Below are 14,360 nucleotides of genomic sequence, written 5' to 3'. Positions count from 1 at the left end.
GCTGCGATGGTCACAGGGGTCCTTTACTGGGGGCGTGCGCTGGCTGCGCTGTGAACGAAGGTGGAAAGGTAGTCGGTGTCCAGCCGGGCCTGGCGGAGGATGGACACGGCAACGTCCGCGACGATGAGCTCCGCGTCGTCGCTGGCCGCCGCGAGGCGGCGGCCGTACGGATCGGCGACGGTACTCAGGCCGGCGAAGTGCGGGCCGGCGTGGTTGGCGTACGCGATGAAAAGCTGGCTTTCCAGCGCGCGGGTGGGCACCACCATCGCCGGGACCAGCCGGGTGTCGAAGGGGTGCGCGTCGGTCTGGCCGCCCGCGCGCAGCGGAACCGCCGTTGGAACGCAGAGCAGTTCCGCGCCTGCGACGGCCGCGGCGCGGACAAACTCGGGGAACTCGATGTCGAAGCAAATTCCGAGGGCAACGTTGACCCCCTTGAAGCGGACGACGGCGGGATCCGCCTCCCCGGCATCGAAGGCGCCCTTCTCCTCGGCCCCGAAGAGGTGCTGCTTGCGGTACCGGGTCAGTTCGGCGCCATCGCGGTCGAAGAAGGACGCCGAAATATAGTGCCGGTCCCGGTCGTGTTCGACCGTGGAGCCCACGATCGCCAGGCCGGCGGACGCAGCGATGTCCGCGAGCTGCTTCCGCTGGGCTGCGCCGTCGGTGGTGTGGACCAAACTGGGCGCATAGCCGCTGACGAACAGTTCGGGCGTCACCAGCAGCTCCGCGCCCTGCGCCCGGGCTTCCTGCGCGCGGGAGGCAAGCCGGTTGAGGTTCTCCTGCGGCGAGTTGACCAGCCCGGTGCCCTGCAGGACGGCCACCCTGATGCGGCCCGTCACTGGATGCCCCGGACCCCGGCGCCGGACTCGGGTGCTGCGGCGCCGTCGAGGTCCCCGTTGCATAGCCGTTCCACCACACGGGTGAGCATGTCCACGCCGGCGCAAGCGTCGTCGTCGTTCGTGTACTCGCGTTCGTTGTGGGAGATGCCGTCCACGCTGGGGACGAACAGCATGACCGTCGGGACAATGTCCTTCATGTTGATGGAGTCGTGTCCGGCCAGCGTGAACACCTGGCGGTGACTGAGGCCCAGTTCGGCAGCGCATTCGGCGGCCAGGGTCACACCGGCGGGCTGGTAGGGGTTGATGCCCCAGGCGTGGGACTCCGCGACGTCAATGCTGACGTTGGCCTCCGCCTCGATGCCGGCGATTCCGGCGCGGAGCAGGGCTTTGGCGGAGGCCAGGATCTCCTCGTCGGCGGTCCGCAGGTCCATGACCAGCTCCACCCGGGACGGCACCACCACGGGCGAGTTCGGGTAGACGGTCAGTTGGCCCACGGAGGTGTGCAGGACCGCGCCGCTGAAGTGGTCCGCGATTTCCCGCAGCAGCACCACCAGGCGGGAGGCGCCCAACAGGGCGTCCCTGCGGTCGGCGATGACGGTTGAGCCCGTGTGTGCCTGTTCGCCGTGGACGGTCACGGTGTATTTCGCGGCGGCCCAGCAGGCGTGGACCAGGCCGATCGTGGTGCCCGAGTCCTCCATGGAACGGCCCTGTTCGATGTGAATCTCGGCGTAGGCCGCCGCCGTGGGACCCTCGCCGCTGCCGAGGTGCCCGATTTCGGAGAGCGCTTCGCGCACGCTGGTGCCGGCGGTGTCCGTGACGGCGAGCGCGGCGTCGGCCGGGAGCTTTCCGGTGTAGACGGAGCTGCCCATCATGGACGGGGCGAAGCGGCAGCCTTCCTCATTGAACCAGTCAACGACGGCGAGGTTGTATTTGGGCGCGGCGGCCGCGGCGACGCCGTCGGACGGTGTGGAGGCTGCCCGGTCCGCCAGCCGGCGGCCGGCGTGAAGGGCTGCGGCGACGCCGTAGGCGCCGTCGTACTTTCCGGCCGTCGGTTGGCTGTCCAGGTGCGATCCCACCAGAACGAAGGGCGCGCCGGGGTTCCATTCGATGAGTGCGAAGAGATTGCCGATCCTGTCCGCCTCGGTGCGGAAGCCGTACTGCGAGGCGAGGGAGGTGAACCAGGCACGTGCCTGTGCGTCCGCCGCGGTGGCGGCCTGGCGGTCCACGCCGTGGCCGGGTGTTTCCCCGATGGCCGAGAGGCTGCGGAAGTCGCGGAGGAAAGACGCGGCGTCATCGGAAGTTGCCTGGCGGGTGTCCGCGGAGGGTCCGGCCAGTGTATTGGTGGCCAGCGTATGGGCGGGGCGGGTAGCTGCGGCAGTCATGGTGTGTGCTCCTCGTTGTTGAACCGGCTTGATGAATGCTGGGTTGCTGAATGCGGGGTGGCTGGCGTTGGCGCTGGTACTTGTACTGTGATGGCGCCGGTCAGCGGTTGGGTCCTGGCGAGCTCGTTGACGCGTTTCCGCACCGAATACCAGCCGGCAATCAGTGCCGGGATGATGATCGCCAGGGAGCCGACCGTGTAGGTTCCGATCGGGAAATCAAACAGCATCAGGACCAGCACCGCGGCCAGGAAGGCCAGTGTGAGGTAGGAGGTCCACGGCGCACCGAAGAGCCGGAAGGCGGGCCGGGGCATGAGCCCCGCCTTGGACAGTTTGTACAGTTTGAGCTGGCACAAAATGATGGTGGCCCAGGTGCAGAGGATGGCCAGGGCGGTGGCGTTGATGGTGATTTCGAAGGCCATCTTGGGAACAACGGCGTTCAGGCCCACGCCGAGCAGGGTGAATGCGGCGGTGAAGAGGATTCCGCCGTAGGGTACGCCGCCGCGGCTCATGCGCTCCATGAACTTCGGCGCTGTCCCGGTCTGGGCCATGGAGCGGTATATCCGCCCGGTGGAATAGAGGCCGGCATTGAGGCTGGACAGGGCCGCGGTGAGGACCACGAAGTTCATCACGTCACCGGCGCCTGGTACCCCGATGCTGGCGAAAAAGGTCACGAAGGGGGACTCGCCGGCCTTGTAGGCGGTGTACGGCAGCAGCATCGCCAGCAGGGCCGTGGATCCGACGTAGAAGATGGCGATCCGGAAGATGACGGCGTTGACCGCCTTGGGCATGATCTTCCGGGGGTCCTTGGTCTCTCCCGCGGCGACGCCGATCATGTCGATGCCTGCGTAGGCGAACACGATGCCCTGCACAATGACGATGGCGGGCAGGAGCCCGTTAGGCAGCATGCCGCCGTGGTCCGTGATCAGGGAGAGCCCGGGCTGGTGGCCTGCGACTGGGAAGTTGCCGGCGAGGAAGATGCCTCCCACCAGGAGGAACGCCACGAGGGCGCCCACCTTGATGACGGCGAACCAGAATTCCAGCTCACCGAACAGCTTCACGGAGATGAGGTTGACGGCGGTGACCACGACCAGGGCGGCCAGTGCCAGGATCCATTGCGGCACGCTGCTGAAGGCGGTCCAGTAATTCAGGTAGACCGCGACGGCGGTGATGTCCACGATCGCCGTGAGCGCCCAGGACAGCGAATAGACCCATCCGGAGATGTAGGCGGCCTTTTCGCCGTAGAATTCCCGGGCGTAGGAGACGAACGAGCCCGAAGACGGGCGGTGCAGGACCAGTTCGCCGAGGGCACGGAGAATGAAGAACGCAAACACTCCGCAGATCGCGTACACCACAGGGAGTACGGGCCCGGCTGAGGCCAGGCGTCCACCCGCACCCAGGAACAGGCCGGTGCCGATGGCTCCGCCGATCCCGATCATCTGCACCTGGCGGTTGGAAAGTCCCTTCTTGTATCCGGACTGTTCGTCGGGACGGACGGCCGTTGTCCGTTCCTCGACTGGGTCAATGATGGTCATGGAATCTCCTGGCGGGTCAAAGTCTGTTCGCCGCCACGCTGCGGCTGACTTCGATCGTCCCAAGGCGCGGGGCCATTGCCCATGACGGCGGAAGGCAGAAGAGCAGGCAAAAAATGTACGAAGGTACAACGCTGTCGAGGTCCGCTTCGGGGATGATAGGAGCGGCGACTGTGGGAGGACTGATATGACCGAGGACGAACGATGGCGAGTTCTCATTGCCGCCGTCGGCACGCAGCTGCCCGAACTCGTGGAAAAGTTTCTGACCCGAATACTTCCCGACCCGGCCTACGCGGACTCGGGTCTCACCCTTGAAGATCTGCGCCGCAGCAGCTTCCGCTCCTTCGCTGCCATGCTCTCGGCCCTCGGGGGACAGGCCTCCGAAATTGACGCGCTGGCGGACATTGCCTCCGAACTTGGTGCCCGCAGGGCTCGGCAGGGAGTTCCATTGGAAGGCCTGGTGCGGGCTATCCGGCTGGATTTTTCGGTGCTGTGGGATGCGCTGGCCTCCCCAGCGCTCGGCGCCGACCCTGCGCTGCTGGTAGAGAAGGCAGAAGTGGTCTGGGCGACGGTGGACCGGTTCGCGTCCAGCGTCCAAGAACGCTATTTGAGGGAGCTGGAGGAAATTGAGGGCGCCGATGCCGATCTTCAACAGCAGTACCTGACGCAACTGCTGGCGCCGGCCGAACCCTCCCCAACGGATCTGTCACGGATAGCGGGCGCACTGCGCATTAACCCTCACGGGGTGTTCCTGGTGGCGGCCATTGACCGGAACGATGGTCTGCTGATCAGGAGGCGGATCCGGGCGCGCCCGCCCCGGGACCTTCCTGTGCTGACCTATGACCAGGGCCACCACACCTTGGTCATCCGGCCCCGGACGGCATCCTCCGACGAAAAGTTGAGTTTCCAGGAGGCCGCACTGTTCGACGGTGTGGCCGTCGCAGTGGCACCGCCCGCCAACGGGATCGCAGGAGTGCGCGCAGCCGTCAGCGCTGCCCGGGAAATCATGAAGGACCTGCCCATGGGCAGCAGGGGAGTCTTCACGCTGCGGGACCGCTGGCTGTCCATCACGGCACACCGGCTTTCGCAAGTGGGCTGCAACCCTGAAAGCCTGGTACTTTCGGCGCTTGAGCGATGCAGCGACGCGGAGCGGGAACGCCTCCTGGAAGCAGCGCGGACTTACCTGGAGCTCGGCAGCCTCGTGGCGACGGCCGACCGTCTCGCCTGCCACCGCAATACCGTGGTCAACCGGCTGGCGGCGTTCGAGGGCTACACCGGTCTGGACCTTCAAAAACCACGCGACAGCGCGCTGGCGCTGCTCGCCATCGGAGGCTAGCCAGCCTTGAACCTCAGGTGGTCTGACAGCGCCGACACCAGTTACTCCTTGACCGCGCCGGCGGTGGCGTTCATGATCCGTTTCTGGAAGATGAAGAACACTATGGCGACGGGGATGGTCATGATCGCGGCAGCGGCCAGCATCCCCAGTTGGTTAATGACGAGGGACTTCGGAATCAGGAGCACGACGCCGGGAACAGCCATGACAGCGACAAAGCGCCGTGCTGCCGTACCGGCATCATGCCGTCAACCGGCAGGGGAGGGGGCTGGCGCTCAAGGATAGGTCGGGATTGCGATGTACTGGTTGATGTTGGTGGACTGGAAAGTATCGAACGGCAGCGTATCTTGGCCGCCCTCCGGATCCCCTACCACTACGGTTTGGTCGGAGGAATTCACGCCCAGCAATGCGTAGGAGTGGTCGGAGACCAGCTTGCCGTCGTCGTTGGAGGTCCCAAGCGTTATGAGGCCGTTCGTGAAGTCCTGCTCGATCTGCGCGAAGCTCACTTCCGTCATGGGTCCGCCGGGATTGCGGTCGACGCCCACCTCGCCGGTGATCGCGTAAAGGGCGTTGTGCACATCGTGATCCTGGGCGTTGCTGAGGTCTGTGCCATCGATGCCGTCATAGTGGTTGCCGTTCGCGGCCGCCCACCCTTTCTCGATAATCGCGGCCCATGAAACGTTCTTGCCGTCGATATTTTCGATGCCGTTTTCAAAGGTTTTGCCGCGGCGATACGGAAGGTCACCATTAACCGTCACTGTCACCGGATTGGGTGCGCCGTCATACTTGCTGTGGAATGAAATGGTGTAGGTCCCGTCGCCATTGTCATGAACCATGTTCAAAACGGTTTCAGGCGAGCGTGCGGCCACTGTCATCAACGCTGCCAGGAAATAGCAATCGCCGGCATCACCCTGCTTGATGTTCTTCAGGTCTCCGGAGATATCCGGTTTGCCGGCACTATCAAGCGCAAACAGAACCTGATTCGGCACCTTTTGGAACGTTGCTTTCCCGGACACGGCAGGATTACTCACTGGTCGCCCGGATGCCCCCGGAGTGGTTGGAGGACCGGAATACGGCGCAACGGTCGACCGGGAAATAAAAATAAACGCAATTCCAAGAATTAGCACCACGGCAATCAACGAAGAAATGACGATGGCACGATATTTAGCCGACCTGGGTACTGCACGTTCCATGTTCCGTGCCCTCCCGTTCTGCGGGGCTCCTGCCCGGCGGCGGCATTGCCGCGGCAACCTTCCGCGGCATCCTCGCCGTCGGACCTCTCCTGGTTGATCAATTCATCAGGTGATCAATAGCTTGCCGCAGGCAACCAGTCGGGGGCAAGGGCCAGCGGGAGATTCACAGGCAAGCACCGGGCGCTTACCAGGGAGCGCTGTCGCGGTGCGGTCTTGTCGCTTTTCTGAAGTCGGCCGCATCCGGGTTGTTGCCACAGGGGGCCGAACCGTGGTCGTAAGCTGAATCCCACAAGCTATGGACAGGAGGCTGGGGTGGCCCAGACGACGGAAACCGGCATGACGGTGGCCGAGGTGATGGCCGGGCTGGCCGAACTCGAGGACCCGAGGATCCGCGAGGTGAACGCCAGGCACGGTGACGACCACGGGGTGAACCTCGGCAAGCTGCGCGCGTTGGCGAAGCGGCTAAAGACCCAGCAGGAGCTGGCACGTGAGCTGTGGGGGACCGGTGATACCGCGGCGCGGCTCCTGGCGCTCCTGATCTGCCGTCCGAAGGCGTTCGATCGTGATGAGTTGGACGTCATGTTGCGCCAGGCGAACACTCCCAAGGTGCAGGACTGGCTCGTCAACTATGTGGTGAAGAAGAACCCCCATGCCGAGGAACTGCGCGTGGCCTGGTTCGCCGATCCGGACCCGGTGGTCGCCAGTGCCGGGTGGGCGCTGACCACGGAACGCGTGGCGAAGAGGCCCGGGGGCCTTGACCTGCCAGGACTGCTCGACAGCATCGAAGTGGAGATGAAGGACGCCCCGGATCGGTTGCAGTGGGCGATGAACCACTGCCTGGCCCAGATCGGGATTGAGCACCCCGAACACCGCGCCCGCGCCATCGGCATTGGCGAGCGCCTGGAGGTGCTCAAGGACTACCCGACGCCCCCGAACTGCACCTCTCCGTTCGCGCCCATCTGGATCACCGCGATGGTGAACCGACAGGACGCCAAATAGAGGCCCGAGTTCCCAAAGCAGGCCGGCAAGCCGCCGCACCAACCTGCGCGTGACCGGTGACACCACGAAAGCTTGACGTGACACCACCGTGGTGTCACTATGGTGGCATGGAACTCGGACAGTACGTCACCGACCTGCAACGCCAGTTAGTGGATGCCGCGGAGAACGGCGCGGAGGACACCCGAGCCGTCGCCGAGCGGCTGGCCGCCGGACTCGATGCCGCGACGCGGCTCGTGCTCCTCGACGTCCTGTCGGCCGCCGTCGGCGAGATCACCCGCGACCTCGCCCCCGGATCGGTTGACATGCGGCTGCGCGGACGCGACGTCGAGTTCGTAGTGACCCAGCCGAACACGGAATCGGACAGCGACGAGCGGGCCGCTGCACCCCTCGACCTCGACGACGCGAGCACCTCGCGCACGACGCTCCGCCTGCCGGACGCCCTCAAGACGCGGGTGGACGAGGCGGCAGCGGCTGACGGCCTGTCCGTCAACACCTGGCTGGTCCGCGCGGTTGCGGCCGCCCTCCAACCCAAGCAACGACGATCCGCGCAACGCACCCTGCGCACCGGCGACAACTTCGCCGGCTGGGCGCGCTAACCCGCTCACCCCACCGCATCCACCAGCCACGCATTCCTGCGGGGTCGATCAAACACATCTATAAGAGGAAGGCGCCAGCATGCCCACCTACGACACCCCCACCCCCATCGACCTCGCCATCAAACTGCAGGTCGGCGGGATCGAAGTCATCGCCACTGACCGCGACGACACGGTTGTGACCGTGTCGCCGACCAACCCCGCCAAGGCGGTCGACCGCCGGGGCGCGGAGGAGACCAAGGTCGACGTCGACGGCCAGCGGCTCATCATCACGGGCCCGCGGCCCCGCATCAGCTGGATCGGCCCAACCGAGTCGATCGACGTGAAGGTCGAGCTGCCGGCCGGGTCCCGGCTCACCGCAGAGATCGGGGTCGGCGGCGTGCGCACCGTCGGACGCCTCGGCGCAACCCGCATCAAGAGCTCGATGGGCCGCGTTGATGTCGACACCACCGGCGACCTGTGGCTGCGCGCCTCGCACGGCAACGCGACCCTGGGCACCGCCGAGGGCGGGATCGAGATCACGGCAGACCACGGTCAGATCCGGATCGGCAAGGTCACTGGCGACGCGATCCTGAAGGCGTCGCACGGCACCATCCTGATCGGGGAGTCCGGCGGCGACCTCGAGGCGAAGCTCTCCTACGGCGACCTCGAGATCACGAAGGCACTCGGCTCCGTCGCGGCCAAGACCGCGTATGGCAGCATCCAGCTGGCCGAGGTTTCGAGCGGTTCCATTCAGGTCGAGAGCGGCTTCGGCCAGGTCACCATCGGCGTGCGGCCCGGCGTTCCCGCCTGGCTCGATCTGTCCTCGAAGGAGGGGCATGTGCGCAACCAGCTCGACAGCGACCGCGCTCCCGACGCGTCCGAACAGACCGTCGCAGTGCGCGCACGCACCCAGCACGGTGACATCAGCATCCAGCGCGCCCGATGACTCCGGGCAACCAATAGAAGGGAACGAAGCACATGAACGCGACAGCAATCGAAGTGCACGGGCTGCGGAAGTCCTACGCCGGAAAGGCCGTGCTCGACGACGTCGACCTGACCGTGAGCGCGGGCACCGTCACCGCGCTGCTCGGCCCGAACGGCGCCGGCAAGACGACCACCGTGCACATCCTGTCCACGCTGGTGCGGCCCGACGGCGGCACGGCACTCGTGAACGGACGCGACGTCGAGCGCGACCCCGACGGCGTCCGCGCCGCGATCGGCCTCACCGGCCAGTTTTCCGCGGTGGACAAGCTGCTCACCGGCGAGGAGAACCTGCTGCTGATGGCCCGGCTGCGCCACCTCGGGGCGAAGCGCTCCAAGACCCGGGTGGCCGAGCTGCTAGAGCAGTTCGATCTCGTCGAGGCCGCCCGCAAGCCGCTCGCCACCTACTCAGGCGGGATGCAGCGCCGCCTCGACCTCGCGATGACCCTCGTCTCGGCGCCCAGCGTCATCTTCCTCGACGAGCCGACCACGGGCCTGGACCCGCGCAGCCGGCACACCATGTGGGACATCGTGCGCGGCCTGGTCGCGAACGGCACAACCGTGCTGCTCACCACCCAGTACCTGGACGAGGCAGACGAGCTCGCGGATCGCATTGCGGTGCTCGACGGCGGCCGCCTTGTCGCCGAGGGCACGCCGGACGAGCTCAAGCGCCTGGTGCCCGGAGGCCACATCCGGCTCCGGTTCGCCGATGCCGCGCGGCTCGACGCCGCCTCCCGCCTGCTCGGCGAGTCCGCCCGCGACGACGCCGGGCTCTCACTCACCGTGCCGAGCGACGGCGGTGTCGGCGCGCTGCGCACCGTGCTGGACCGCCTCGACGCGGCCAACCTGGAGGTCGACGACCTCAGCATCCACACCCCGGACCTCGATGACGTGTTCTTCGCGCTCACCGGCCGGGTCGAGACGAAGGGAACCGAATCATGACCACCATCACCGCCAAGCGCCAGACCGCCCCGGGCACCCGTCGGCAATCGCACGTCATTACGGACTCGGTCACGATGCTGCGCCGCAACCTGCTGCACATGGTGCGCTACCCGGGCCTGTCGGTGTTCACCATCGTAGGGCCGGTAGTCCTGCTGCTATTTTTCGTGTTCGTGTTCGGCGGCACGCTCGGGGCCGGCCTGCCCGGTGCGGATCCGGCCGGCGGGCGGGAGGCCTATGTCGCGTACGTCATGCCGGGCATCCTGCTGTTGACCATCGCCGGCAGCGCCGGCGGCATCGCGACGACAGTTTCGATGGACATGACCGAGGGCATCACCGCGCGGTTCCGCACGATGGCGATCTCGCGGGCTGCGGTGCTCGCCGGGCACGTGCTCGGCAATACCATCCAGGCGATCATCGCCGTCGCGCTCGTGCTCGGCGTCGGTCTGCTCATCGGCTTCCGCCCGACCGCCGGGTTTGTCGAGTGGCTCTCTGCCGCCGGTCTGCTTTTGCTCATTGCGTACGCGATCAGCTGGCTCGGGGTGGCCATGGGCATGCAGGCGAAGTCGGCCGAGACGGCCAGCAATCTGCCCCTCGTGCTGACCTTCCTGCCTTTCCTCAGCAGCGGCTTTGTGCCGACCGAGTCGATGCCGGAGTGGCTGCAGTGGTTCGCGCAGTACCAGCCGTTCACGCCGTTCATCGAGGCCATCCGCGGGCTGCTGCTCGGCACCCCGCTCGGCTGGAGCCCCGTGCTGGCAATCGGGTGGTGCGTCGTGATCGTGGTCGCCGGGTACGCCTGGTCGATGGCGATCTATGAGCGGAAGTCGGTGCGCTGAGCCCAGGATGCACCCGGTAGCTGCGGGCGGTCGCGAGCGCATCGCGGCCGCCCGTTCTGTTGCGGCAGGGCCGAGTATGAGATCTGGGGCCAGACGCAGTCCCTGCTTCTATTTTGTGGATGCCGGTCCAGGCCGGCCCCGCGCTTGGACGCGGAGCCGGCCGTTGGAGAGCCGGCAAGAGGCGTGTGCCGGAGGCCCGCGTTCGCAGGGCGGGCCTCCTCCCAGGACCACACTAAACATTGATAAGTATGCTTGGCAATAGTCGCCCTGGACAGCGCCCATTCAGGCAGTCAATTGGTTAAGACGCCACGGTGGACTTTTGCCGACGCGGCGTCGGGTGCAGCATTCGGCGTCAAGGCTGCCGCGATAGTGAGTACCGGGTGGACCGGCGGCGTCGCCGTCGCACTGGCGGTATACGGCACGATCAATACAGAAGCCGGCTGGGGCGTACTAAGCATGGGCGCTGCAACCGCAGGTTCCCTGCTCGCTCTCTGCCTCGTATTGCTGGGGCGTGCACCGACTGCGTGGATCATCCGCGGTCCGTTCGCGTTCCGCCCCGCCAGCTGCCGCCCGACCGCCGCGACCCACGTGGCTTCAACCTTCGGGCAAATCGTCCTATTCTGGGGTTTTTCCTGGCGGGATTCCGTTGGTCATAGCGGTCCTGGAACGGCGCTGGACGTTGGGGCTCGCGTTTCCGTCGTCTGCAGTTCCTGTCGGCGTCACGGTTCTCGGACTGGCCAGCTCTCTCGGCGTCTGGTCGGTGGTAGTGATGTCGACGCTGGGAGATGGCACGCCGCTGCCGTCGGCGATGCCCAACCGCTTGGTCATCGCAGGTCCGTATCGCTGGATTCGGAATCCGATGGCGGCCCCGGGCATTGTGCAGGGCGCCGCAATCGGTCTCATCCTGCAGTCATGGTTCGTCGTTGCCTACGCGGTCGTGGGCTCGCTGGTGTGGAACTACGCCGTCAGGCCGCTCGAGGAGTCTGACCTCCAGGAACGTTTCGGCGAAGAATTCCAGCAATACCGTGACACGGTCCGCTGCTGGATCCCTCAAGTATCGAGGGCGCAGCGCTCTTCGAGATGATGTGGGTTCCGTCCGTTTGTCCACGCTGGCTTGTGCGCGTGGCATTCCCACCAGTCGAGTCCAGCTGTCCCTAGTCGCCCACGGATGTCTAGCGCGCTTTGATCGTTCGCCCGGCCAGGACCAGCCCGATCCCCGTGCACGTTCCTATCAGGAGGCCGATCAGAATCCACGCCGGAAAGGCCAGTCCGAACAGTTGACCACCCAAGCCGATGAGGAGCAGCAGCGCCGAAGGCGCCCCCAGCATCCAACCAACGACGAGGAGGATCACGCTGACGACGTACCGTCCGCCGCCGATTTCCCCTGAGCGACGAGGCTCCTGACCCTTCAATCCGCTCACCTTGGTTGGCGATTCATGCTGTTCAATGTCATACCCCCGATATGTCGATGGTTCCCGCCACCTTGGAAGAAAAGACCATCCAGAATGACTCATTTCGTAGTCCCAGGAATTAGGCGGCAGCCCTGGCTTTGTCCACGTATGGTTCGAGTGCTTGGCTCATGACCTCTGCCAGTTTGGCGTGGCCGAGATCGTTCGGGTGTATCTGATCCGGTTCCGGGTAGAAGAACGGGGGAGGATCGGCGGCAAAGACGCCGTATTGGCCCAACAGGAATGGCAGGCCCGTTTCCTCGGCACACTCGGCATGGAGATCGAAGACTCGGCGGATCCGCGGTGGCTCTTCCAGGAAGGGCCAGTAGGGTTCGACGACGAGCACCTGGGAGTCCGGGAGTGAATCGCGCAGCCGGGACATGTCCTCGTACACCCCAAGTCGCAAAGTCATTGCCGGACCCTCCCACTCCTCGCACCCACGCCTTCGTCAACTGGCCCGTCACAGATGAGGGTGTAGCGGCTGGCGGCGCGTTCGACAGGCGCACGGCAACCGGCTTGATACCGATTGCGCACCGCGTCGCTGGTGTGCGATCATTCCCGTGATCGTGATTCATCGGCAGGAGGTGAGACCCATGTACGCAGTATCCGCAATGGGTGCTCCCCTGCAGTCCGCGATCGCGCGACTGAAATAGTCTCAACTGGGAGCGCCCGCCCAGGCAATTCGCGAAAGGCGACTCCCATGAACACAACACCTTCTTCAGCTCTGCACTCCACCACGACGACGGCCTCCGACCGGCCGCGGACCGACCAGGATCAGCCGCAGGTCGACGCCACAAAGCGGGTGCGCGCCGCGGGCGAGCGAGCGTTAGTCCTCGGTGGCGGCGGATCGACAGGCAACGCGTGGCTGATCGGTGTCATCGCCGGCCTCTTCGATGCCGGGCTGGATGTGACCGAGGCTGATCTGGTCATCGGAACGTCAGCCGGATCGACGGCCGCGGCCCAGATAGCTGGCGCGACCCCGACCGAACTGCTTGCCGCCATCCTTGCCGCGGCGCCCCAGCAACAGACCGGTCCGGTCGGATCCGACGGTGGACGCGTTCCGATCAGGCCGGCGGCGGACCACATGGAGAGAACGAGCAAGATCATCGCCGCCGCTGAGGATGCCGCTGACATGCGCCGCAGAATGGGCGCGGCGGCACTCGACATGGATGCGGCGTCGGACGGTTCCGGGCAAACGCGGTGGCGCGCGACCGTCGCCGCGCGGCTGCCCAGTCAGCGCTGGCCGCAACGGACGGTCCTCATCACAGCGGTCGATGCCCATACCGGTGAACCGGTCGTGTTCGACCGCCACAGCGGAGTCGACCTGGCGGACGCCGTCGCCGCCAGTTGTGCCAGTGGCTACGCCTACAGGATCGGGGACAGCCGATATATCGACGGCGGCTACCGGCGCAACGAGAATGCCGACCTGGCAGCCGGATACGGGCGGGTGCTGGTGCTGTCGCCATTCGGCGGCAGAACGCGGACGCCGTTGGAGTGGGGCATGCATCTTGCCGCACAGGTCGACGAGCTACGCGCACGCTCCAGCAGCGTCGAAACGATCTTCCCGGCTAGCAACTCCGAGCACATGTTCGGCGCCAATGCGATGGATCTGTCGCTGCGTCCGCCCGCTGCTCGGGCGGGTTACAACCAAGGCAGAGCCCTTGCCGAGCAGCTCACCGAATTCTGGCGCTGACGCTCTCCGACGGCCTTCAACTGCTCCAACGTCGAGGCGTATCCTGCGGAGTCCTAACTGAACGGCATTGAATTAGATCCGGCTCTTCATGTTTGAGGGTATGGGGCTGGTTGGCGCATCGGTGGCCGGGTAGGGCGACAGCCCGCATCCAGCCCGGTCGTATCGTACGAGCCGACATCCCTCGGCCAGGCGCTCGTAGCGACGCACGACCGTCTCTGGCTGAGGTCGCCCTCGTCAACTGGCCGGGTCGTACTGGAACTGCCGGACCTCTTGCGAGCAGCGGCAGGCGACGGCGATCTTCGCGGCCCACTCGAGTGCAGCCTCCCGCGAGGGCAGCTCGAGAACGGTGTAGCCGCCGTTGGGCACGTTGTGGCCTGGGTACGTGCCCTCGGTGACGGTGCCGTCACCGGCCACGAGCACCGGGTCTACGTCCTCATCGATCCCGCCGCCGAAGACGTACACGCCCGCCGCCTTGGCCTCGTCGATGACGGCATGCGAGGCTTCGACCACCGCCTCGAAGTCCTCCTCGGGGAACGCCATGGCCTCACCGGGGAACGAGATCAGGTACTTCGTCATTCGAGGACTCCTCTGCTCCGGCGGCGCGATCCGTCGGCTC

Annotated in this window: 15 protein-coding genes and 1 pseudogene; 8 read left to right on the top strand and 8 right to left on the bottom strand. The window is 65.9% G+C overall.

Going from position 1 to position 14,360, the window contains the following annotated elements:
• Nucleotides 1-23: 23 nt before the first annotated feature.
• Genes AC1DZQ_RS03650 through AC1DZQ_RS03640 form a run of 3 tightly spaced genes read right to left on the bottom strand, consistent with a single transcriptional unit; the run spans nucleotide 24 to nucleotide 3,750 of the window.
• The gene (locus tag AC1DZQ_RS03650; protein WP_476962208.1) at nucleotides 24-836 is read right to left on the bottom strand and encodes a nitrilase-related carbon-nitrogen hydrolase; all 813 of its coding nucleotides are present in this window, start codon (nucleotides 834-836) and stop codon (nucleotides 24-26) included.
• Nucleotides 833-2,218 (bottom strand): M20 family metallo-hydrolase, encoded by a 1,386-nt coding sequence (locus tag AC1DZQ_RS03645; protein ID WP_476962207.1) that lies wholly within the window; start codon nucleotides 2,216-2,218, stop codon nucleotides 833-835. The genes AC1DZQ_RS03650 and AC1DZQ_RS03645 overlap by 4 nt, the downstream gene beginning before the upstream one ends.
• Nucleotides 2,215-3,750 carry an amino acid permease gene (locus AC1DZQ_RS03640; protein ID WP_476962206.1) on the bottom strand — a complete coding sequence of 512 codons (1,536 nt, stop codon included), beginning with the start codon at nucleotides 3,748-3,750 and terminating at the stop codon, nucleotides 2,215-2,217. The genes AC1DZQ_RS03645 and AC1DZQ_RS03640 overlap by 4 nt, the downstream gene beginning before the upstream one ends.
• Before the next feature lie 184 nt (nucleotides 3,751-3,934).
• Between AC1DZQ_RS03640 and AC1DZQ_RS03635 the strand changes: the two genes are divergently transcribed.
• On the top strand, nucleotides 3,935-5,083 hold the full coding sequence (locus tag AC1DZQ_RS03635; RefSeq protein ID WP_476962205.1) for an RsbRD N-terminal domain-containing protein: 1,149 nt from the start codon (nucleotides 3,935-3,937) through the stop codon (nucleotides 5,081-5,083).
• 41 nt (nucleotides 5,084-5,124) lie between these two features.
• Here the strand turns inward: AC1DZQ_RS03635 and AC1DZQ_RS03630 are convergent.
• Nucleotides 5,125-5,223, bottom strand: a pseudogene (locus AC1DZQ_RS03630) (carbohydrate ABC transporter permease); the annotation flags it as partial.
• A 132-nt stretch (nucleotides 5,224-5,355) separates the two neighbouring features.
• Complete coding sequence (locus tag AC1DZQ_RS03625) at nucleotides 5,356-6,273, bottom strand: C2 family cysteine protease (RefSeq protein WP_476962204.1); 918 nt, start codon at nucleotides 6,271-6,273, stop codon at nucleotides 5,356-5,358.
• Between the two features lie 336 nt (nucleotides 6,274-6,609).
• Between AC1DZQ_RS03625 and AC1DZQ_RS03620 the strand changes: the two genes are divergently transcribed.
• From AC1DZQ_RS03620 to AC1DZQ_RS03595, 6 genes are all read left to right on the top strand, one after another.
• On the top strand, nucleotides 6,610-7,272 hold the full coding sequence (locus AC1DZQ_RS03620) for a DNA alkylation repair protein (RefSeq protein ID WP_476962412.1): 663 nt from the start codon (nucleotides 6,610-6,612) through the stop codon (nucleotides 7,270-7,272).
• 107 nt (nucleotides 7,273-7,379) lie between these two features.
• Nucleotides 7,380-7,868 carry a histidine kinase gene (locus AC1DZQ_RS03615; protein WP_476962203.1) on the top strand — a complete coding sequence of 163 codons (489 nt, stop codon included), beginning with the start codon at nucleotides 7,380-7,382 and terminating at the stop codon, nucleotides 7,866-7,868.
• A gap of 79 nt (nucleotides 7,869-7,947) precedes the next feature.
• Nucleotides 7,948-8,793: a DUF4097 family beta strand repeat-containing protein gene (locus AC1DZQ_RS03610; RefSeq protein WP_476962202.1), complete on the top strand. Its 846-nt coding sequence runs from the start codon at nucleotides 7,948-7,950 to the stop codon at nucleotides 8,791-8,793.
• A gap of 32 nt (nucleotides 8,794-8,825) precedes the next feature.
• Nucleotides 8,826-9,770 (top strand): ATP-binding cassette domain-containing protein, encoded by a 945-nt coding sequence (locus AC1DZQ_RS03605; RefSeq protein WP_476962201.1) that lies wholly within the window; start codon nucleotides 8,826-8,828, stop codon nucleotides 9,768-9,770.
• Nucleotides 9,767-10,603: an ABC transporter permease gene (locus AC1DZQ_RS03600; protein WP_476962200.1), complete on the top strand. Its 837-nt coding sequence runs from the start codon at nucleotides 9,767-9,769 to the stop codon at nucleotides 10,601-10,603. Before AC1DZQ_RS03605 ends, AC1DZQ_RS03600 begins: the two co-directional genes overlap by 4 nt.
• A 646-nt stretch (nucleotides 10,604-11,249) precedes the next feature.
• Nucleotides 11,250-11,687 (top strand): methyltransferase family protein, encoded by a 438-nt coding sequence (locus tag AC1DZQ_RS03595; RefSeq protein ID WP_476962199.1) that lies wholly within the window; start codon nucleotides 11,250-11,252, stop codon nucleotides 11,685-11,687.
• Nucleotides 11,688-11,775: 88 nt separating this feature from the next.
• On the opposite strand, the gene AC1DZQ_RS03590 is transcribed toward AC1DZQ_RS03595, so the two are convergent.
• Both AC1DZQ_RS03590 and AC1DZQ_RS03585 read right to left on the bottom strand, forming a co-directional pair.
• Nucleotides 11,776-12,024 carry a hypothetical protein gene (locus tag AC1DZQ_RS03590; protein ID WP_476962198.1) on the bottom strand — a complete coding sequence of 83 codons (249 nt, stop codon included), beginning with the start codon at nucleotides 12,022-12,024 and terminating at the stop codon, nucleotides 11,776-11,778.
• A 109-nt stretch (nucleotides 12,025-12,133) separates the two neighbouring features.
• On the bottom strand, nucleotides 12,134-12,463 hold the full coding sequence (locus tag AC1DZQ_RS03585; protein WP_476962197.1) for an SGNH/GDSL hydrolase family protein: 330 nt from the start codon (nucleotides 12,461-12,463) through the stop codon (nucleotides 12,134-12,136).
• A 288-nt stretch (nucleotides 12,464-12,751) separates the two neighbouring features.
• On the opposite strand from AC1DZQ_RS03585, the gene AC1DZQ_RS03580 reads away from it, so the two are divergent.
• Nucleotides 12,752-13,744 (top strand): patatin-like phospholipase family protein, encoded by a 993-nt coding sequence (locus AC1DZQ_RS03580; protein ID WP_476962196.1) that lies wholly within the window; start codon nucleotides 12,752-12,754, stop codon nucleotides 13,742-13,744.
• 234 nt (nucleotides 13,745-13,978) lie between these two features.
• On the opposite strand, the gene AC1DZQ_RS03575 is transcribed toward AC1DZQ_RS03580, so the two are convergent.
• On the bottom strand, nucleotides 13,979-14,320 hold the full coding sequence (locus AC1DZQ_RS03575; protein WP_476962195.1) for a YciI family protein: 342 nt from the start codon (nucleotides 14,318-14,320) through the stop codon (nucleotides 13,979-13,981).
• Nucleotides 14,321-14,360: the final 40 nt, after the last annotated feature.

The organism is Arthrobacter sp. P1_C12_2 (assembly GCF_056406415.1).
The sequence above is the reverse complement of the archived record's forward strand: the minus strand, read 5'-3'. Positions and strand labels throughout refer to the sequence as shown.